The sequence below is a fragment of the Streptomyces sp. NPDC046303 genome (assembly GCF_055588085.1).
The window spans coordinates 63,541-83,442 of record NZ_JBVJFA010000008.1; the positions used below are offsets into that span (position 1 = coordinate 63,541).

At 71.5% G+C, this 19,902-nt stretch carries 18 protein-coding genes; 8 read left to right on the forward strand and 10 right to left on the reverse strand.

Annotation, left to right across the window (positions count from 1 at the left end; all coding sequences use genetic code 11):
* Nucleotides 1–191: 191 nt before the first annotated feature.
* A complete protein-coding gene (locus ACZ6I1_RS10615) occupies nucleotides 192–1,763 on the forward strand; it encodes a M1 family metallopeptidase (protein ID WP_469285420.1) in 1,572 nt (523 codons plus the stop codon).
* A 118-nt stretch (nucleotides 1,764–1,881) separates the two neighbouring features.
* Here ACZ6I1_RS10615 and ACZ6I1_RS10620 read toward each other — a convergent pair whose 3' ends face one another.
* The gene (locus ACZ6I1_RS10620) at nucleotides 1,882–2,769 is read right to left on the reverse strand and encodes an oxygenase MpaB family protein (protein WP_469285421.1); all 888 of its coding nucleotides are present in this window, start codon (nucleotides 2,767–2,769) and stop codon (nucleotides 1,882–1,884) included.
* Between the two features lie 94 nt (nucleotides 2,770–2,863).
* Between ACZ6I1_RS10620 and ACZ6I1_RS10625 the strand changes: the two genes are divergently transcribed.
* The 3 genes from ACZ6I1_RS10625 (at nucleotide 2,864) to ACZ6I1_RS10635 (ending at nucleotide 4,866) form a co-directional block, all read left to right on the forward strand.
* Complete coding sequence (locus tag ACZ6I1_RS10625) at nucleotides 2,864–3,070, forward strand: hypothetical protein (protein WP_469285422.1); 207 nt, start codon at nucleotides 2,864–2,866, stop codon at nucleotides 3,068–3,070.
* A 140-nt stretch (nucleotides 3,071–3,210) separates the two neighbouring features.
* Entirely contained in the window at nucleotides 3,211–4,200 is a 990-nt protein-coding gene (gene sph, locus ACZ6I1_RS10630; RefSeq protein WP_469285423.1) for a sphingomyelin phosphodiesterase, read from the forward strand.
* Nucleotides 4,201–4,386: 186 nt separating this feature from the next.
* A complete protein-coding gene (locus tag ACZ6I1_RS10635) occupies nucleotides 4,387–4,866 on the forward strand; it encodes an AbfB domain-containing protein (RefSeq protein WP_469285424.1) in 480 nt (159 codons plus the stop codon).
* Here ACZ6I1_RS10635 and ACZ6I1_RS10640 read toward each other — a convergent pair.
* Entirely contained in the window at nucleotides 4,863–6,701 is a 1,839-nt protein-coding gene (locus ACZ6I1_RS10640; protein ID WP_469285425.1) for an AMP-dependent synthetase/ligase, read from the reverse strand. The genes ACZ6I1_RS10635 and ACZ6I1_RS10640 overlap by 4 nt on opposite strands.
* An 85-nt stretch (nucleotides 6,702–6,786) precedes the next feature.
* On the opposite strand from ACZ6I1_RS10640, the gene ACZ6I1_RS10645 reads away from it, so the two are divergent.
* Nucleotides 6,787–7,560: a MerR family transcriptional regulator gene (locus ACZ6I1_RS10645; RefSeq protein WP_469285427.1), complete on the forward strand. Its 774-nt coding sequence runs from the start codon at nucleotides 6,787–6,789 to the stop codon at nucleotides 7,558–7,560.
* 36 nt (nucleotides 7,561–7,596) lie between these two features.
* On the opposite strand, the gene ACZ6I1_RS10650 is transcribed toward ACZ6I1_RS10645, so the two are convergent.
* The 7 genes from ACZ6I1_RS10650 to ACZ6I1_RS10680 all read right to left on the reverse strand — a co-directional run bounded on the left by ACZ6I1_RS10650 (nucleotide 7,597) and on the right by ACZ6I1_RS10680 (nucleotide 15,707).
* A complete protein-coding gene (locus tag ACZ6I1_RS10650) occupies nucleotides 7,597–8,148 on the reverse strand; it encodes a hypothetical protein (protein ID WP_469285429.1) in 552 nt (183 codons plus the stop codon).
* Nucleotides 8,149–8,362: 214 nt separating this feature from the next.
* Nucleotides 8,363–10,534 carry a 3-hydroxyacyl-CoA dehydrogenase NAD-binding domain-containing protein gene (locus ACZ6I1_RS10655; RefSeq protein ID WP_469285431.1) on the reverse strand — a complete coding sequence of 724 codons (2,172 nt, stop codon included), beginning with the start codon at nucleotides 10,532–10,534 and terminating at the stop codon, nucleotides 8,363–8,365.
* 119 nt (nucleotides 10,535–10,653) lie between these two features.
* Nucleotides 10,654–11,868, reverse strand: a complete 1,215-nt coding sequence (locus ACZ6I1_RS10660; protein ID WP_469285433.1) for an acetyl-CoA C-acetyltransferase — start codon at nucleotides 11,866–11,868, stop codon at nucleotides 10,654–10,656.
* Nucleotides 11,869–11,896: 28 nt separating this feature from the next.
* Nucleotides 11,897–13,039: an acyl-CoA dehydrogenase family protein gene (locus ACZ6I1_RS10665; RefSeq protein WP_469285435.1), complete on the reverse strand. Its 1,143-nt coding sequence runs from the start codon at nucleotides 13,037–13,039 to the stop codon at nucleotides 11,897–11,899.
* Nucleotides 13,040–13,064: 25 nt separating this feature from the next.
* Nucleotides 13,065–14,090 carry an LLM class F420-dependent oxidoreductase gene (locus ACZ6I1_RS10670; protein ID WP_469285437.1) on the reverse strand — a complete coding sequence of 342 codons (1,026 nt, stop codon included), beginning with the start codon at nucleotides 14,088–14,090 and terminating at the stop codon, nucleotides 13,065–13,067.
* The gene (locus tag ACZ6I1_RS10675; protein WP_469285439.1) at nucleotides 14,090–15,220 is read right to left on the reverse strand and encodes a CaiB/BaiF CoA transferase family protein; all 1,131 of its coding nucleotides are present in this window, start codon (nucleotides 15,218–15,220) and stop codon (nucleotides 14,090–14,092) included. Before ACZ6I1_RS10675 ends, ACZ6I1_RS10670 begins: the two co-directional genes overlap by 1 nt.
* Nucleotides 15,221–15,314: 94 nt before the next feature.
* Nucleotides 15,315–15,707 (reverse strand): MmcQ/YjbR family DNA-binding protein, encoded by a 393-nt coding sequence (locus ACZ6I1_RS10680; protein WP_469285441.1) that lies wholly within the window; start codon nucleotides 15,705–15,707, stop codon nucleotides 15,315–15,317.
* Between the two features lie 174 nt (nucleotides 15,708–15,881).
* Here ACZ6I1_RS10680 and ACZ6I1_RS10685 point away from each other — a divergent pair, with 174 nt between their 5' ends.
* Together ACZ6I1_RS10685 and ACZ6I1_RS10690 are read left to right on the forward strand one after the other, a co-directional pair.
* Nucleotides 15,882–17,501, forward strand: a complete 1,620-nt coding sequence (locus ACZ6I1_RS10685; protein ID WP_469285443.1) for a PKD domain-containing protein — start codon at nucleotides 15,882–15,884, stop codon at nucleotides 17,499–17,501.
* Between the two features lie 116 nt (nucleotides 17,502–17,617).
* Nucleotides 17,618–18,820: a saccharopine dehydrogenase family protein gene (locus ACZ6I1_RS10690; RefSeq protein WP_469285445.1), complete on the forward strand. Its 1,203-nt coding sequence runs from the start codon at nucleotides 17,618–17,620 to the stop codon at nucleotides 18,818–18,820.
* 7 nt (nucleotides 18,821–18,827) lie between these two features.
* On the opposite strand, the gene ACZ6I1_RS10695 is transcribed toward ACZ6I1_RS10690, so the two are convergent.
* A complete protein-coding gene (locus tag ACZ6I1_RS10695) occupies nucleotides 18,828–19,514 on the reverse strand; it encodes an endonuclease V (protein ID WP_469285447.1) in 687 nt (228 codons plus the stop codon).
* A 26-nt stretch (nucleotides 19,515–19,540) separates the two neighbouring features.
* On the opposite strand from ACZ6I1_RS10695, the gene ACZ6I1_RS10700 reads away from it, so the two are divergent.
* A complete protein-coding gene (locus tag ACZ6I1_RS10700) occupies nucleotides 19,541–19,840 on the forward strand; it encodes a YciI family protein (RefSeq protein WP_469285449.1) in 300 nt (99 codons plus the stop codon).
* Nucleotides 19,841–19,902: the final 62 nt, after the last annotated feature.

Genomic DNA, 19,902 nt, shown 5'->3' on the forward strand with positions numbered 1-19,902 from the left:
GGCCGGTCCCGGCCGACCGGATCCCCGACCGCCTGCCGACCCCTCCCTTTCCGGCCTTTCTCGCCCGTGACGGCCGAATGGCGATCGTGTGACAGCAGCGGCCATGGACATGACGTGGGGCACCAAGGGTGAATACGGTCGAGCGACAAGCGCTTGAACCGATCTGTCTCCTCTACCACTTGGAGCCCTTCGTGCACCGCAAAGTCATCGCCCCGAGCGTGCTCGCCGCTTCCCTGCTGCTGGTGATCCCGGCATCCGCGGCCAGTTCCGGTCCGGGCGCCCCGGGTATCGGCGATCCCTACTACCCGGCGAGCGGCAACGGCGGATACGACGTGTCGCACTACGACCTGCGCCTGAAGTACCAGCCGCAGACGGACCTGCTCGAAGGCACGGCCACCCTCCTCGCCACCGCCACGCAGGACCTGTCCCGCTTCAACCTGGACTTCGGCCTCCGGGTCAGCGAGGTCCGCGTCAACGGGACCAAGGCGAAGTTCGCCACGTCCGGCTCCCACGAGCTGGAGATCACCCCGGCGAAGCCGCTGGCGCGCAACACCCCGCTGACGGTCGTCGTCAAGTACGCCGGCAAGCCCTCCGAGGTGAAGGTGGACGGCTGGACGGCCTGGCAGCGCACGCCCGACGGCGGAGTGGCGGCGCAGGAGCCCGATTCGGCGGTCTGGTGGTTCCCGAGCAACGACCACCCGCTCGACAAGGCCACCTTCGACGTGTCGGTCAGCGTCCCGGACGGCACCCAGGCGATCAGCAACGGCGTGCTCCAGTCGCAGACTTCGCGGCTGGGCTGGACCCGGTACAACTGGCGTTCCAACAAGCCGCAGGCCACCTACCTGGCCACGCTCGCGGTCGGCAAGTTCGACATCACCACCGACAAGACGGCGAGCGGTCTGCCGGTCCTCAACGCCTACAGCAAGGACCTCGGGGACAACGCCGGGGCGGCGCGGGCGAGCGTGGAGCGGACCGCCGAGGTCGCCGAGTGGCTGGAGGGGGTCTTCGGTCCGTACCCCTTCAACGCGCTGGGCGGCTACGTGCCGAACGTGACGGCCGGTTTCGCGCTGGAGACCCAGACGCGCCCGTTCTACGGCCCGCGCCAGTTCCAGAACGGTGCCAACGTCTCGGTGGTCGTGCACGAGCTGGCCCACCAGTGGTACGGCGACAGCGTGTCCGTCGACGGCTGGAAGGACATCTGGATCAACGAGGGCTTCGCCCGGTACAGCCAGTGGCTGTGGTCGGAGAAGGAGGGCGAGGGCACCGCGCAGGAGCTGGCCGACTGGGCTTATTCCGTGCGCCCGGCCGAGGACCCGTTCTGGCAGGTCAAGCCGGGTGACCCGGGTCCGGAGAACCAGTTCCACGGGGCCGTCTACGACCGCGGCGCCATCGCCCTGCAGGCGCTGCGCAACGAGATCGGCGACGAGAAGTTCTTCGCGATCCTGAAGGGCTGGCCGGCCGAGCGGGCGTACGGCAACGCCAAGGTCGGCGACTTCGTCCGGTACGCGGAGAAGGTCTCGGGCAAGCCGCTGGCCCAGCTGTTCGAGACCTGGCTGTACACCGCGGGCAAGCCGGACGCCTCGGCCCTGGGCGCCTCGGCCCCGGGCGCCTCGACCCGGTCCCTCGCGGCCCCGGCGCAGAAGGCGGAGCCGAAGTCCTGGAAGAAGATCGCGGAGACGAACACGATCCACCGGCACGAGGCACACGAGGCACACGAGGCACACGACGCGCACGGCGGCCACGACGGGCACGACGGGCACTGAGGTCCGTCAGCGGGCGGCGGCGTGCCATCGGGCGCGCGCCGCCCGCGCGATGGGCAGGTACCGCAGCCGCTCCGGCAGCACCGGTACGAGGAGCCGTACGGCCGTGCTGAACCGCCCGTCAGCGGGCGGCGGCGTGCCATCGGGCGCGCGCCGCCCGCGCGATGGGCAGGTACCGCAGCCGCTCCGGCAGCACCGGTACGAGGAGCCGCACGGCCGTGCTGAACCGCCGGAGCCTGCGCTCCTGGGCCGGGCTCCACTCCAGCCCGATGGCCGCGCGCGCCTCGGGCGGCATGTACCCGACGGTTACGAAGGCGCGGAAACGCAGGAAGGCCACCCGCAGCACCGGCCAGGTGAGCCGCAGCAGCAGCCGGACCAGGGGCCCGCCGACCTCGGGGCGGGGCAGCGGGAGGTCGGTGGCGACCAGCTCGCGGGCGACCGCGGTGGGCTCGATCTCCTCGGCCAGCATCCGGCGGTAGTACGGCCAGAACTCCTCGACGGTCTGCGGCATGTCCCGGTCGCGCAAGCCGAGGATGCGGCCCACCTGGAGCCATTCCCGGTAGAGCCGGCGCTCGTTGGCGGGGCTCATGCGGCGGAAGAGGTAGCGCCCGGCGTACAGGGCGATGGGATATCCGGTGGCGTGCACCCAGGCGTAGCAGGCCGGGTCCAGGGAGTGGTAGCGGCGCCCCCGGGTGTCGGTGCCCTGGATCTCCCGGTGCAGCCGGCGGACCCTGCGGCCCTCGGCTGCGGCTTCGTCCCCGCCGTACACCCACAGCTGGACGGAGCGCAGCGAGCGCTCGCCGCGTCCCCAGGGATCGGTGCGGAAGACCGAGTACTGGTCGACCCCGGCTCCGACCGCGGGGTGCGCGACCTGGAGGGTGAAGGCGGCGGGCAGCGTCAGCAGGGACCGGATGTCCCCGGCGTTGGTCCACAGCACCCCGCCGGGCGGCGGCGGCTCCGGGTCGGCCCCGCGCGCCGGTCGCGCGGCCGGGTGCTTCGTCGTGGCCATGCAGGTGCCCCCAGGTGTCGAACTCGCCGTACCCCCAGTATGACCTGCGGTTCAGGCCTTCCGCCGGGGCCCTGTGGACGGGCATCCTGCGGCGATGGACCTGTCCCCCTCCGCATGGCTGGAGGCGCTGGCCCCTTCCGCTGCGGCGGTCGTGGCCGTCACCCTCGCCGTCGTCGGCGCCCTCGCCCTCGCGGCCTTCGGGCTGCTCCGTCTGGCCCTGCGGCGGCGGCGCGCGGCGGCGCCGCAGGAGGGGGAAGCGGTCGGTCTGTCGGCGTTCAGGTGGACTTCTCCGGTGGAGTGAAACCGGGTCCGTTCTCCTCCGTGCCCCACGTTGTCGTGGCCTGGACAGAAAGTCGCTGCACGGGTGTTACCCAGAGGTAACCGCGGCTGCTTGGATGGCGAAGCCGATCCGATCTTCCCCCGCAGGACGATGGAGTCCCCATGCCGCAGACCTCTCCCCGCCGCCACCGGGCCGCCGCCGCTGCCGTCGCCGCGATCGCCGCGGGCGCCCTGGCCGCCACCACCGCGCCGGCCGCCACCGCCGCGGAGTCCGCCGCCGCCCCGCGGCTCAGCGTCCTCTCGTACAACGTGTTCCTGTTCAGCAAGAACCTGTACCCGAACTGGGGCCAGGACCACCGGGCGGCGGAGATCCCCAAGGCCTCCTTCTACCAGGGCCACGACGTGGTCGTGCTCCAGGAGGCCTTCGACAACGCCGCCTCGGACGCGCTGAAGGCCAACTCGGCCGCCCAGTACCCGTACCAGACCCCGGTCGTGGGCCGCAGCAAGACCGGCTGGGACGCCACGGGCGGCGCGTACTCCTCTACCACCCCGGAGGACGGCGGCGTCACGATCCTCAGCAAGTGGCCCATCGTCCGCAAGGAGCAGGTGGTCTACAAGGACGCCTGCGGCGCCGACTGGTGGTCCAACAAGGGCTTCGCCTACGCGGTGCTGAACGTGAACGGCGCCAAGGTGCACGTCGTCGGCACCCACGCGCAGTCCACCGACCCGGGCTGCGCCGCGGGTGAGGCGGCGGAGATGCGCGCCCGCCAGTTCCGCGCCATCGACGCGTTCCTGGACGGGAAGAACATCCCGGCGAACGAACAGGTCATCGTGGCGGGCGACATGAACGTCGACTCGCACACGCCGGAGCTCGCCTCCATGCTGGCCAACGCCGACCTGGCCGGCCCGGACACGCGCACGGGCCACCCGTACTCCTTCGACACGGCGATGAACTCGATAGCGAAGTACCGCTACCCGACCGACCCGCGCGAGGACCTCGACTACGTCCTGTACCGCAAGGGCAATGCCCGTCCGGCAGGCTGGGAGAACCACGTGGTCCTGGAGCAGTCGGCGCCGTGGACGGTCTCCAGCTGGGGCACCTCCTACACGTACACCAACCTCTCCGACCACTACCCGGTGATCGGGCGCTAGGTGCATTCATCAGGTGCTGTCACCGCCGCCGGGGTCCTTGTGAAGGGCCCCGGCGGCGGTGAAGACCCTGCTACCGCTGCAGTGGCGGGCCCGCGTCACCGGTCGGACAATGAAGGTGTGTGCTCACCGAATTGGAGAAGAGCACGCCTGAGTCATCCCTGAATCCGTGAGGGGAGGACGGACATCGTGGCCGTTCTCAAGCTTTCACTGTTCTCGAATAACTTCCCCAATTTCTTCATCATCGATCACGACGGCCTTGTCGACATTGCCGAGATCAAGAACGACCAAGACCGCCGTAACGCCACGTTCCAGTGGACCGGCCCCAGCCTCGCGACCTTCGGCGGAAAGGGAATGCTGGTACGGGCAGTTGCTCCGCCCGGGTTCTGTCTGCGCATCGCGACGTTCGACAACTTCCGCATACACAGCAAGTTCTTCACCGGGATCACGGACCCCCAGGTCAAGGCGGAGGTCATCGCGGAGTCGACTTTCATCATGGAAGCGGCGGAAATCGACCCGAACCAGGCCTCGTTCCGGTCGGTGAAGTTCCCGGACCGATTCATCCGGCACAGGAACTTCGAACTCTTCGCCGAGCCGGTGGCGACCCCTGCCGAGCTCCAGTCCGCGTGCTTCAGGATTGCCGCGCCACTCCACCCTGACGAGTTCTAGGAAAGGTACTCCTCCTCGTACAGGCCGTCGATCAGCGGGCCGTACTTCTCGCGGACCACCCGCCTGCGGAGCTTCAGCGAGGGGGTGAGCTCCCCCGACGCCGGGCCCCACTCCTCCGTCAGCACCCGGTACCGCTTGATCTGCTCGGTCCGGTTCAGCCGCGCGTTGGCGCCCTCCACGGCGCGGGCGATCTCCGCGCGGACGGCGGGGTCCTCGGCCAGCGCTTCCAGGGAAGGCGCCTCGATGCCCCGGGCGGCCGCCCAGGCCGGGGCCAGCTCCGGGTCCAGGACCAGCAGGGCGACCAGGTAGGACCGGCCGTCGCCGTGGACCAGTGCCTGGCCGATCAGCGGGTGCTCCTTGACGGTGTTCTCCACCAGCGCCGGCGAGACGTTCTTGCCGTTGGAAGTGATGATCAGCTCCTTCTTGCGGTCGGTCAGCCAGAGGAACCCGTCCTCGTCGAGCCGGCCGATGTCCCCCGTCGGGAACCAGCCCTCGTCGTCCGCCGCGCTCTCCACCGACCCGTCGGGCCGCAGGTAGCCGCCGAAGACGGTCGCGCCGCGCGTCAGGATCTCCCCGTCCGCGGCGAGCCGCAGCTCGAGCCCCTCGATCGGGCGGCCCACCGAGCCCAGCCGGAAGCCGTCCGGGCTGTTGACGGTGCACACGCCGGAGGTCTCGGTGAGGCCCCAGGCGTCCATGATGGTGATCCCCCAGCCCGCCCAGAAGCGGACCACGTCGATCGGCATCGGGGCGGTGGCACTCGCCGTCCAGACGAGGCGGTCCAGGCCGGCCAGGCCCAGCAGCGGGTCCAGCACCCGCTCCTTCGCCGCGGTGTACGAGGCTTCGAGCGCGGGCGGTACGTCCTCCCCGCGCTCCCGGTGGCCCGCGCGGGTGCGGGCGAGGTCGTTCGCGGCCTCGATGGCCGCGCGCTGCTCCTCGGGGAGCGTCCCGAGGACCGCCTTGACCCCGGCGGCGAGCTTCTCCCACACGCGGGGCACGCCGAAGAACTGCACCGGCCGCAGTTCGCGGACCGCCCCGGCCACGGCGGTCGGGTCGGCGCACAGCCGTACGTGCGCGGCGCGCAGCAGCGGCAGGTAGATGCCCAGGACCCGCTCCGCGATGTGCGCGAAGGGCAGGTAGCAGATGTGCTCGGCGTGCTCGGGCAGCTCCACGTGCCGGTCGAGCCGCACCGCCTGCAGCATGAGGTTGCGGTGGGTGAGGCGGACGCCCTTGGGGTCGCCGGTGGTGCCGGAGGTGTAGACGACGGTCAGCGGGTCCTCGGGGCGGGACTCCTGCCAGGCCTTCTCGAAGGCGTCGGCCCGGTGCAGCCTGGCCCCGCTCGCGTACAGGGAGCCGTAGCTGCGGTGCGTACCGGCCTCCGCGGCCTCCGCCACGACCAGCCGTTCCAGGGGCACGCCGGCGTCGGCCAGCAGCGGCTCCCACCGGACGAGTTCGCGGGCGCCCTCGACGACGGCGACCCTGGCCCGGCTGTGCCGGGCGATGTGGGCGATCTGCTCGGGCGCGGAGGTCCCGTACACGGTGACGGGGACGGCGCCGAGGTGGACGAGGGCGAGGTCGCTGAGCCAGTGCTCGGGGCGGTTGCCCATCATCATCAGCACGTGCTCGCCGCGCTCGACTCCGAGGGCGGCGTACCCGGAGGCGAGGACCGCGACCTGGCGGCGCACCTCGCTCCAGGTGAGGGTCGTCCACGGGGCCGCTCCGGGACGGGCGCGCCACGAGAGCGCGGGCAGCTCGCCGTATTCGGCGGCGTTGCGGGCCAGCAGGGCGGGGAGGGTGAGCTCCTCGGGTCGTCCGGGCAGTCGCAGGTTCGTGGTCATGGGCAGCTCCTGGCCGTTTCACATCGTTGGTGCGACAGCAATACTGTTGAACCCAAGCTGTGGAGCAGAGAGCGAGGCGCAGACGATGGCCGACCAGGCACCCGAGCCGATGCTCACCGTGGACGAGCTGGCGGCCAGGGCGGGCGTCACCGTCCGCACCGTACGGTTCTACAGCACGCGCGGGATTTTGCCCCCTCCCGTGATCGGCCCGCGTCGTGTGGGGCACTACGGCCCGGAGCACCTGTCGCGGCTGGCGCTGATCGAGGAGTTGCAGCACCAGGGCATGACCCTGTCCGCCATCGAGCGCTATCTGGACGCGCTGCCCGACGACCTGAGCGCCCACGACCTGGCGATCCACCGGGCCATGGTGGCCAGTTGGGCTCCGGACGCGGCCCAGGAGGTCTCGCGGGCGGAGCTGGAGAAGCGGGCGGGGCGGGGCCTGTCGGACACCGACGTCCGGCGGCTGACGGCGATGAACGTGCTCGCCGCTTCGGGCGACGGCTTCCGGGTGGACGTGGGGCTGCTGCGGCTGGGAGTCGCGCTGCTCGACGTACCGATCGCACACGAGACGATCCTGGCGGCGCGCAAGGTGCTGATCGAGCACACCAGGTCGGCGGCGCACGAGCTGACGGCGCTGTTCCGGGACGAGGTGTGGGGGCCGTTCACGCGGGGCGAGAGCGATCCGGAGCGGGTGGAGTCGATGAAGGCGCTGTCCGCGCACATGCAGCCCATGGTGGTGCAGGCGCTGGTGACGGCCTTCCAGCGGTCCCTGAAGGAGGAACTGCGGGCGGCGTTCACGTCGGAGTCGGAGGAGTCCGAGGAGTCCGAGGAGTCCGAGGAGTCATCGGAGTCCGAGTGAACGCCGCCCGCGCCCGGGGAGGCGACGGCTGCCGGCTCAGACACCGCCCTCGATGATCGTCCAGCCGGAGGAGACCTCGTTCAGCGCGCCGACGTTGGCGTAGGTGCCGCCGCTGAGCTTCGAGATCCATGCGGTCCCGTCGGTCTTGTAGAAGAACAGGCTGTCCGCGGTCCGGCCCACGATGTCCCACACGCCCGAAGTGCCGGACTCGCGGAACTCGCCGACCGTGCCGTTGGTCGCCGTGGCCAGCCGGTAGCGGAGCTCGGACCCCGTCCTCGCCAGCGCCAGTACCGAGTCCTTGGTCGCGACGAGGGAGCCCAGGAACACGTCCCTGTCCCTGTTGCCCACGTTGGTGTAGACGCCGCCGGAGAGGGTGCCGAACCCGACGTTGCTCTCGGGGAATTCGACCGACCCCCGCCTGGCCGTCGTGGCGACCGCCGTGTCGCACGAGGCGGCGATGAACGCCCAGCCCCTGCTGAAGTTGTCGTACTGGCGCCCCTCCTGGTACCTGCCGTTCTTCAGCGTGCCGGTGATTCCGTGGCCGTTGCCGGCGTTGTAGAAGAGCACCGAGTCGCCCGAGGCCTCCACGAGGCATGGTTCTCCCCGTTTCTGCGCACGTGAACGGGCGGACCCCCGGGGCCGTGAACAGGCGCTCCCCGCGCCGCACCCCCTCGGGAGGCGCACAGACCCTGTCCATCGTGCGCCGCATCCGGCCGCGGCGCATCCCGGATCGGCCCACGGCAGGGGCCGCCCCGGGAAAACCCCGGGGCGGCCCCTGTGTTCCGGTTTCCCGGACAGCGCCTCAGTCCGCGTACGTCTCGCCGCGCTCGGCCTTCTCCACGAGGGAGGCCGGCGGGTTGAAGCGGGCGCCGTACGTGGCGGCGAGTTCGCGCGCGCGGGCGACGAAGCCCGGCAGGCCGCCCTCGTAGCCGTTGATGTACTGGAGCACGCCGCCGGTCCACGCCGGGAAGCCGATGCCCATGATGGAGCCGATGTTGGCGTCGGCGATGGAGGTGAGCACGCCCTCGTCGAGGCAGCGGACGGTGTCCAGGGCCTCGGAGAAGAGCATCCGCTCCTTCATGTCCTCGAAGGGGATCTCGTACCCGGGCTTGGTGAAGTGCTCGCGCAGGCCGGGCCAGATGCGGGAACGCTTGCCGCTCTCGTCGTACTCGTAGAAGCCGCCGCCCCCGCTGCGGCCGGGGCGCTCGAACTCGTCGACCATCCGGTCGATGACCCCGTCGGCCGGGTGCTCGGCCCACGCGCGGCCCTCGGCCTCGAAGGCCTTGCGGGTCTCGTTGCGGATCTTGCGCGGGAGGGTGAGGGTGAGTTCGTCCATCAGCGAGAGCACCTTGGCCGGGTAGCCGGCCTGGGCGGCGGCCTGCTCGATCGAGGCGGGCTCGATGCCCTCGCCGACCATGGCCACGCCCTCGTTGATGAACTGGCCGATGACGCGGGACGTGAAGAACCCGCGCGAGTCGTTGACCACGATCGGGGTCTTGTTGATCTGGCGGACCAGGTCGAAGGCGCGGGCGATGGCCTCGTCGCCGGTCCGCTCGCCCTTGATGATCTCGACCAGCGGCATCTTGTCGACGGGCGAGAAGAAGTGCAGCCCGATGAAGTCGGCCGGCCGCGAAACCCCCTCGGCGAGGCCCGTGATGGGCAGCGTGGAGGTGTTGGAGCAGAGCAGCGCGTCCGGCTCGACGACGTCCTGGATCTCCTGGAACACCCGGTGCTTGAGGCCGGTGTCCTCGAAGACGGCCTCGATGACGGCGTCGCAGCCCGCCAGGTCCGCGGCGTCGGCGGTGGGTGTGATCCGGGCGAGCAGCTCGGTGCGCTGGGCCTCGGTGGTACGGCCGCGGGAGAGGGCCTTGTCGAGGAGCTTCTCGGAGTACGCCTTGCCCTTGGCCGCGGCCTCGGCGCTGACGTCCTTGAGCACGACCTCGATGCCCGCGCGGGCGCAGGAGTAGGCGATGCCCGCGCCCATCATGCCCGCGCCGAGCACGGCGACCTTGCGGACCGTGCGGGGCTCGATCCCCTGCGGGCGGCTGCGGCCCGCGTTGACGGCCTGGAGGTCGAAGAAGAAGGCCTGGATCATGTTCTTGGCGGTCTGGCCGGTGACGAGCTCGGTGAAGTAGCGGGCCTCGATGGTCAGCGCGGTCTCGAAGTCCACCTGGGTGCCCTCGACGGCGCAGGCCAGGATGTTGCGGGGGGCCGGGTACGGGGCGCCGTTCAGCTGCTTCTTCAGGTTGGCCGGGAAGGCCGGGAGGTTGGCGGCGAACCGGGGGTTGGACGGGGTGCCGCCGGGGATCTTGTAGCCGGGTACGTCCCAGGGCTGCTTCGACTCGGGGTTCGCGTCGATGAAGGCGCGGGCCTTGGCGAGCATCTCCTCTGGGGTGGCGGCCAGTTCGTGGACGAGGCCGTTCTCCAGGGCGCGCTGCGGGTTGTACTGGGTGCCCTGGAGCAGCACCTTGAGCAGCGCGTCGGCGATGCCCATCAGGCGCACGGTGCGGGTGACGCCGCCGCCGGCCGGGAGGAGGCCGAGGGTGACCTCGGGCAGGCCGATCTTGGAGCCGGGGGCGTCGAGGGCGACGCGGTGGTGGGAGGCGAGGCAGATCTCGTAACCGCCGCCGAGGGCCGCGCCGTTGATCGCGGCGACGACGGGCTTGCCGAGGGTCTCGATGCGGCGCAGGGAGCGCTTGATCTCGGTGCCGGTGTCGAAGGCCAGCTGCGCGTGCTCGGGGCGCAGCCGGATCATGTCCTTGAGGTCGCCGCCCGCGAAGAAGGTCTTCTTGGCGGAGGTGTAGATGATGCCGCGGATGGAGTCCTTCTCGGCCTCGGCGCGGTCGGCGACGGCCGCGATGGAGTCCTTGAAGGCCTGGTTCATCGTGTTGGCGGACTGGTCGGGGTCGTCGAGGACCAGGGTGACGATGCCGGTCTCGTCCTGTTCCCAGCGGATGGTTCGGGTCTCGGTCATGGGGTGGGTCTCTCCGTGGAAGTCTGGTTCGGCAGGGCCGGGCGGGAGGGGCCGGGCCAGGGGCGGCCGGGGGGTCCGGCCCGGGCGCTGCGAGGGGGTCTGCCCTCGCTGCGGCACGGCTACAGGCGTTCGACGATGGTGGCGACGCCCATGCCGCCGCCGACGCAGAGGGTGACGAGCCCGTAGCGCTTGTCCTGGCGCTCCAGTTCGTCGACGACCGTGCCGAGGATCATCGCGCCGGTGGCGCCGAGCGGGTGGCCGAGCGCGATGGCCCCGCCGTTGACGTTGACCTTGTCGAGGGAGACGCCCATGTCCGCGACGAAGCGCAGCACGACGCCGGCGAAGGCCTCGTTGATCTCGATCAGGTCGATGTCGTCGATGGTCAGCCCGGCCTTGGCGAGGGCCTTGCGGCTGGCGGGGGCGGGCCCGGTGAGCATGATGGTGGGCTCGGAGCCGGAGACGGCCGCCGAGACGATCCGGGCGCGGGGCGTCAGACCGCCCCGCTCGCCCGCCTCGCGGGAGCCGATGGCGACGAGGGAGGCGCCGTCGACGATGCCGGAGGAGTTGCCCGCGTGGTGGACGTGGTCGATCTTCTCGACCCAGTGGTACTTCTGCAGGGCGACGGCGTCGAAGCCCCCGAGCTCGCCGATGTCGGCGAAGGAGGGCTTGAGCTTGGCGAGGGTGTCCGCGGTGGTGCCCGGGCGGACGAACTCGTCGTGGTCCAGGACGACCAGGCCGTTGCGGTCGGTGACGGGGACCACGGACTTGGCGAAGCGCCCGTCCTTGATGGCCGCGGCGGCCCGCTCCTGGGAGAGCGCGGCGTACTCGTCCACGTCGCGCCGGGAGAATCCCCCGATGGTGGCGATCAGGTCGGCGCCGATGCCCTGCGGGACGAAGTTGACGTCCCAGTTGGTCATCGGGTCGTTGAACCAGGCGCCGCCGTCGGAGGCCATGGGGACGCGGGACATGGACTCCACGCCGCCCGCCAGGACCAGGTCCTCCCAGCCGGAGCGGACCTTGGCGGCGGCCAGGTTGACGGCCTCCAGGCCGGAGGCGCAGAAGCGGTTCTCCTGTACGCCCGCCACGGTGTCCGGCAGCCCGGCGGCGATGGCCGCGATCCGGGCGATGTCGGAGCCCTGGTCGCCGACCGGGCCGACGACGCCGAGCACGATGTCGTCGATGGTGGCGGGGTCCAGGCCGGGGTTGCGCTCGCGCAGGGCGTGGATGAGGCCGACGACCAGGTCGATCGGCTTGGTGCCGTGCAGGGCGCCGTTGGCCTTGCCTCGGCCGCGCGGGGTGCGGATCGCGTCGTATACGTAAGCTTCGGTGCTCACTGGTCAAGCCTTTCGGGAGGTCTGGGTCTTAGCCGAGGAGGGAGCGGCCGATGATCTCTTTCATGATCTCGGTCGTGCCGCCGTAGATGGTCTGGATGCGGCCGTCGGTGAAGGCCCGCGCGACCCGGTATTCGGTCATGTATCCGTATCCGCCGTGCAGTTGGAGACAGCGGTCGGCGACCCGCTTCTGGAGTTCGGTGGCCCACCACTTGGCCATCGAGGCATGCACGTGGTCCAGTTCGCCGTTCGAGTGGTCGGTGATGCACCGGTCGAGGAAGGTGCGGGTGACCGCGCATTCGGTGGCCATCTCCGCGATCTCGAAACGGATGTGCTGGAGCTTGGACAGCGGCCTGCCGAAGGCCTCCCGCTCCTTGACGTACTCGGTGGTGATCTCCAGCAGGTACTCGGCGGCGGCGATGCCGGCCATGGCGATGCCCATCCGCTCCTGCGCGAGATTGGTCATCAGGTGGACGAAGGCGCCGTTCAGCTCTCCGAGCAGGTTCTCCTTGGGGACGCGGACGTCGTGGAAGAACAGCTCGGCGGTGTCCTGGGCCTTCTGGCCGATCTTGTCGAGGTTGCGGCCGCGCTCGAAGCCCTCCATGCCGCGCTCGACGACCAGCAGCGACAGGCCGTGCGCCCCGCCCTCGGGCGTGGTCTTGGCGACCACGATCACCAGGTCGGCGAGGATGCCGTTGGAGATGAAGGTCTTGGAGCCGTTCAGCACCCAGTGGTCGCCGCGGTCCTCGGCGCTGGTGCGGATCCCCTGGAGGTCGGAGCCCGCGCCGGGCTCGGTCATGGCGATGGCCGTGATCGTCTCCCCCGAGCAGAAGCCGGGCAGCCAGCGGCGCTTCTGCTCCTCGGTGGCCAGCGAGGTCAGGTAGGGCCCGATGATGTCGTTGTGCAGGCCGATGGCGAGGCCGGGGGCGCCCGCCCGGGTGAACTCCTCGGCGATCACGGCGGCGTAGCGGAAATCGGAGTTCCCGCCGCCGCCGTACTCCTCCGGGACGGCGAGGCCCAGCAGCCCCTGCCGGCCCGCGGCCCGCCAGGCCTCGCGGCTGACGATGCCGTCCTTCTCCCACTGCTCGTAGTGCGGCAGCACCTCCTTGGTGAGGAAGGTGCGGACGGTCTCGCGGAACGCCTCGTGGTCGGCGTCGAAGATCTGGCGCTTCATCGGACGGCTCGCATCGGTGGGCTCCCTAAAGCCAGTTCTTGACGGTTTCGATCAGGCGGGCCGGCTCGGGGCCGACGGGGGTGACGTTGAGCATCGTGACACCCGCCTCGCGGAAGGCCTCGACCCGCTCGCGTACGTAGCCCTCGGGCCCGCACAGCGTCATCAGCTCGCAGAACTCGTCCGGGACGGCCGCCGCCGCGTCGCGCTTGCGGCCCGCCAGGTAGAGCTCCTGGATCTTCCGGGCCTCCTCCTCGTAGCCGTAGGCCACGGCGAGGTCGTTGTAGAAGTTCTTGCCGACCGCGCCCATGCCCCCGACGTACAGGGCGATCTGCGGGCGCGCGAGGTCCCGGACCGCGGCCGCGTCCTCACCGATGGCGAGCAGGCCGCCCGCCACGGTCTGGAGCGGTCCGAGGTCCGGCGGCCTCAGGGCCGCGCCCTCCGCGAGCGGGGTCCCCCACACCGCGTGGGCCTTCTCCGGGATGAAGAGGGTCGGCAGCCAGCCGTCGGCGATCTCGGCCGTCAGCCGTACGTTGGCCGGGCCGAGCGAGGCGACGTACACGGGGACGGCGCTGCGGACCGGCCGGGTGAGGATCTTCAGCGGCTTGCCGTGCCGGCCGCCCTTCTCGGGCGGCAGCGGCATGTCGGTGATGCCGTGGTGGTCGATCGTCTCGCGGCGCCAGATGCGGCGGCACAGCTCGACGGTCTCGCGGGTCCGGCCGAGCGGTCTGTCGTACGGCTTCCCGTGCCAGCCCTCGACGACCTGCGGGCCGGAGGCGCCGAGTCCGAGCAGCGCCCGCCCGCCGGAGACGGCGTCCAGGCCGGCGGCCGTCTGGGCGATCAGGCCGGGGGTGCGGGAGTAGACGTTGAGGATCGCCGAGCCGATCTTCATCCGCTCCGTGCGGGCGGCCAGGTAGCCCATGATCGTCGGGGAGTCGAAGCCCCAGGCCTCCGCGACCCATACGGCGTCCAGCCCGGCCGGCTCCAGGGCCGCCGCCTCGTCCGCGGCGCGGCGCGGATCGCCGGCGTAGTCGAGCATCATCGACAGTTCCATCAGGCGCCCTTCCCCGTCAGGCCCGGTACGTCCCAGTCGCGGGCCACGGATTCGGTGTCCGCGCCCGGCTGCGCGGGGCCGCTCGTGACCGCGGTGGGGGTCGCCGAGAAGCGCGGCGCCGGGGCGGGCTGGGTGATCCCGCCGAAGTCGGTGAAGGTCCCGCGGGCCGCGAGGTGCGGGTGGTGCGGGGCCTCGCGCAGCGAGAGCACCGGCGCGACGCAGGCGTCCGTGCCCTCGAAGACCGCCGTCCACTCGTCGCGCGTACGGGACTTGAAGCGTGCGGCGACGGCCTCGCGCAGCTCGCCCCAGCGGGCGAGGTCCTTGCGGGGCGGAGCCTGCCCGCCGATGCCAAGCAGCTCCACGAAGGTGTCGTAGAACTGATGCTCCAGGGCGCCGACGGCCATGTACCCGCCGTCGGAGGTCTCGTAGGTCCCGTAGAAGGGGCAGCCGCCGTCGAGCAGGTTGGCGCCGCGCCGGTCCTGCCAGCCGCCCGCCGCCACCATGCCGTGGATCATCGCGGTGAGGTGGGCGGTTCCGTCGACGATGGCCGCGTCGACGACCTGGCCGGAGCCGCCGGGCGTACGGGCGTGCCCGAGCGCGGCGAGGACGCCGATGACGAGGTAGAGCGAGCCTCCCGCGTAGTCCCCGACCAGGTTGGCCGGGACGGCCGGCGGCTCGTCCGGATTGCCGATCATGCCCAGGGCGCCGGTGACGGCGATGTACGCGATGTCGTGCCCGGCGGTGTGGGCGAGCGGGCCGTCCTGGCCCCATCCGGTCATCCGGCCGTAGACCAGTTTCGGGTTGCGGGCGTGGCAGTCGGCCGGTCCGACGCCGAGCCGCTCGGCGACCCCGGGGCGGAAGCCCTCGATGAGCACGTCGGCGCGTTCGACGAGGTCCAGGACGCGGGCGGGGCCCTCGGCGGACTTGAGGTCGACCAGGACGGAGCGCTTGTTGCGGTTGGTCACGTCGTAGACCGGGTTGACCGCGAGCCCGCCGCCGCCCGGCCGGTCCACGCGCACGACGTCCGCGCCCAGGTCGGCGAGGAGCATGGCGGCGAACGGGCCCGGGCCGATGCCCGCCAGTTCGACGACGCGCACCCCGGCGAGCGGGCCGGTCCCTGTCACTGCCATCGAGCCCCCAGCATTCGTCAGCACACGGTGTGACACAACTGATGTAACACCAGCGATGCTAGGAACGCGTTCCACTCAGCACAAGAGCAAGCGCTTAGCCATTTGCCTCGATCCGGGCGTCCAGTTCCTTGACGTGCCGTTTGAGGGCCACGGTGCGGTAGCTCTCCTCGACCCACTCGCACAGGACCTGCACGGAGGGCGCCCCCTTCTCCCCCAGGGGGACGGAGACCCAGCCGGACCGGCCCAGGCCGTAGCCGGTGGGCTCGGCGCCGGGTGCGGCCATCGCGTGCCCGTGCAGCGCCTCGTCCTTGAGCTTGACGGACAGGCCGGGCGGCTGCGGCCCGTCGGCGTTCCCGAGGAAGACGAAGATCTTCTTGTTGACCTTCACCACGCAGTCCTCGGGTCCCCACGGATACTCCTCCACGGCCTCGGGCAGCCCGCGGGCGAACTCCCGCACCGCCTCCCACTTGCGCACCGCAGCCTTCATCAACGCCTCCCGCAAAGAGTCGACCCCCACGCTAGCCCCCACCCGCTGATCAAAGTCCTCGCGGCACGGCATGCGGCTATGTACTCTGAGCACGCTTCAAACCTGAGCAAGTTCAAAAAACGAAAAATGGGGGGGCCGGTGCGCAATCGCCGACTCGTAATGTCCGCTGCCGTCGTGGCCGCGAGTGTGGGTCTCCTACCGGGGATCGCCCAGGCGGATCCGGTCGCGCCGGGCAAGAAGGGCATATCCGTCCCCGACGTGGACCTGGACAAGGCCGCGGCGGAGAACTTCAAGACCTTCCAGAGCTCCGCCGAGCGCTCGGTCCGCGCGTCCGCCGGCGACAAGGCCACCGCGCAGTCCGCGACCGCCAACCCGAGCCTGGCCGTCGGCCTGTCGGCCCTGAACCAGTCCGCCCACTCGCTGAAGCTGACCACCACCGTCACCAGCGATCCGGGCCGGTACGTCGACGTCGTCATCAACTGGGGCGACGGCACCACGAGCAACGAGACCGCCTACGGCAGCGCGACGCTGACCACTTCGCACAACTACGCGGAGCTGGGCACCTACAACATCACGGTCACCGCGACGGACCGCGCCGACGCCACCTCCGTCACCAACTCGGTCGAGATCCTCACCGCGGGCTCGGACTTCACCCCGTACGGCCCGACCCGTCTGCTGGACACCCGCAGCGGCATCGGCGCCGCCAAGGCCAAGATCGCCCCGTACACCACGGCCCGCGTGCAGATCGCCGGCAACGGCGCCATCCCGGCGGGCGTGACGGCCGTGGTCCTGAACCTCACGGTCACCAACACCACCAGCGGCGGCCACGTCACGGCGTTCCCCTCGGGCACGGAGCGCCCGATCACCTCGAACGTCAACTTCGCCCCCGGCCAGACCGTGCCGAACCTGTCGGTCGTGCCGGTCGGCGCCGACGGTTACGTGGAGCTGTACAACGGCGGCTGGAACTCGATCGACCTGATCGCCGATGTCACCGGCTACTACGCCCGGGCCGCCTCCAGCGGTTACACCCCGATCGGCCCGGTCCGCTTCGCCGACACCCGCGAGGGCCTCGGCACCGCCCGGGGCCAGCTCGCCGGGCAGTCGTCCTTCGCCCTCCAGGTCGGCGGCAGCCGCGGCGTGCCCGCCGGCATCACCGCCGTGGCGCTGAACGTGACCGTCACCAACCCGCGCGAGGCCGGTCACCTGACCGCCTACCCGAGCGGCCAGGCCGCGCCGAGCGCCTCCAACGTGAACTTCACCGCCGGACAGACCATCGCCAACTCGGTGGTCGTCCCGGTCGGCGCGGACGGCAAGATCAACATCCGCAACGGCGCCTGGGCCGGGACCGATGTGATCGTCGACGTCGTCGGCTACTACAGCCAGGCGAGCGAGGGCGCGTACCTGCGCTTCAAGCCGAGCCGCGTGTTCGACACCCGCGACCCGCAGGACTCCCTCTACGGACCCATGTGGGGCCGCAGCTACATCTGGGTGGACTTCGCCTCGAAGTGGCCCGACGACATCGCCTACGTGCTGAACACCACCGCCACCAACACGGCCGGACCCGGCTTCGTCGCGGTCGCACCGGACCCGAACCACCGCTGGCAGTACGACAACGGCTCGGACTCCTGGCCGGCCGCGCCCAGCTCCTCCACCCTCAACTTCACCGCGGGCAAGACCGTCCCGAACCTGGTGCAGGCGAGCACGGGCAACACGGGCATCGTCGACTTCTGGAACCAGTCGGACGACGACATCGACCTGATCGTCGACGCGTTCGGCTACTACGACAAGAACTGATCCACCGGCAGCCGGCGGATCCAGCGCCCCGGGAACGGCTCCAGGCCGTCCCCGGGGCGCTGCCCGTTCCGCCCGCACGCTAGCCTCGCCCCCGACACCAGCCGGGAGGAGCCGTCATGAACGCACAGGTTCGGCAGGACCATCCGCAGGAGCGGGCCCACGACCTCGTACTCTTCGGCGCCACCGGGTTCGTGGGCGCCCTGACCGCCGAATACCTCGCCGCGCACGCGCCCGCCGGCTGCCGCTGGGCCCTCGCCGGCCGGGACCTCGCCAAGCTGGAGCGGCTGCGCGAGCGGCTTGCGGCCGTCGACCCGGCCTGCGCCGGTCTGCCGCTGCTGCGGGCGGACGCCTCGGACCCCGGGGCCGTGCGCGAACTGGCCGCGTCCACCCGGGTACTGGCCACGACCGTGGGCCCGTACGTCTGGTACGGCGCGGAGCTGGTCGCCGCCTGCGCGGAGGCGGGCACCGACTACGTGGACCTCACCGGGGAGCCGGAGTTCGTGGACCGGATGTACGTCGAGCACGACGCGCGGGCCCGGGAGACCGGGGCGCGGATCGTGCACGCCTGCGGCTTCGACTCGATCCCGGCCGACCTCGGGGCGTACTTCACGGTGGCACGGCTGCCCGAAGGGGTGCCGCTGCGGGTCGACGGGTTCATGCGGTCCAACGCCCTGTTCTCCGGCGGCACCCTGGCCTCGGCGCTGACCGCGCTGGGCCGCGGCCCGCAGACCCTGGCCGCCGCGCACACCCGCCGGCTGCACGAGCCCCGGCTGCTGGGGCGGCGGGCGCGGGGACCGGTCGGCCCGCCGCGCTTCAGCCGCGAGACCGGCACCTGGGCGCTGCCGCTGCCCACCCTGGACCCGCGGATCGTGGCCCGGTCGGCGGCCGCGCTGGAGCGGTACGGCCCCGACTTCCGCTACCGGCACTACGCCTCGGTCGAGCACCTGCCGGTCGCGGTGGGCGGTGTCGCGGCGGTGGGCGCGACGGCGGTGCTGGCCCAGGTCCCGGCGGCCCGGCGATGGCTGATGAACCGCTGGGAACCGGGCCGCGGACCCGACGCGGAGCGGCGGGCGCGCAGCTGGTTCACGGTGCGGTTCGTGGGCGAGGGGGGCGGCCGGCGCGTGCTCACCGAGGTGTCGGGCGGTGACCCGGGGTACGGGGAGACGGCGAAGATGCTGGCGGAGTCCGCGCTCTGCCTGGCCCACGACGCCCTGCCGCAGGCCGCCGGACAGCTGACGACGGCCGTCGCCATGGGAGACGCGCTGATCGCCCGCCTCCAGAAGGCCGGGATCACCTTCCGGGTCGCGGACGCCCGCTGACCGTGCGTCAGGCCGCTCCCGCGGCCTCGCTCAGGGCGCGGCGGCACAGGGAGTCGGCGTGCCGGGTGGTCTCCGGGATCCGGAACCGGGGGCTGAGGGCGAGGACGTGGGCGCAGGCGTTGTCCAGCGAGACGCGGTGCCCGACGGAGACGAACACCGGCTTGATCCCGTCCTGGGTCCGCAGCGCCCGCCCGACCTCCGCCCCGTCGGCGGCGACCAGCGGGGCGAAGTCGCCGCGTCCGGCGCCCGGTTCCTCGTACGTGAAGGTGAACGGGTTCTTCGCGACCCCGATGGCCGGGAGCCCGGTGACCACGCCCAGGTGGCAGGCGAGGCCGAAGCCGCGGGGGTGGGCGAGCCCGTAGCCGTCGCAGACCACGAGGCCGGGCACGGCGGTCAGCGAGTCGAGGGCGGCCAGTACGGTCGGCAGTTCGCGGAAGGCGAGCAGTCCGGGCACGTAGGGGAAGCTGACGCGGCCGACGGCGGTGGCCTCCTCGACGACCTCGAGGGTGGCGGCGTCGAGCACCACGGCCGCCGCGGCGACCAGGTCCCGCTCGTCGTCGTAGGCGACGTCCACTCCCGCGACCAGTCCGCGGCCGGGCGGCGGACCGGGCTCGGTGAGCACGACCTGGTGGCGTAGTTCGTCCTGTATCGCCCGGGCCTCGGCCTCGTCGGCGGGGGTCTTCGTACTCGTCATGATGGAGCGAGAGTAGCCTGGCGATCATGTTCGTCATGGAGCTCACCTACACCGCGCCCATCGAAGCCGTCGAAGACCACATGGACGACCACATCGCGTGGCTGGACGGCTACTACGCCGCCGGCGTCTTCCTCGCGTCGGGCCGCAAGGTGCCGCGCGACGGGGGCGTGATCCTGGCCGGCGGGGTGTCCCGTGCGGAGATCGAGAAGATCGCGGCCGAGGACCCCTTCGCGGTGGCGGGCGTCTGCGCCTACCGCATCACGGAGTTCCTCGCCACGAAGACCTCGGCCGACCTCTCGACGGTCCGCGAGAACCCGATCTCCTAGCGGTCCGCGCGGCGGGGCCGCCCCGGCGGTACGGTGACCGGCGAGGCGGCCCGCGGATCTCC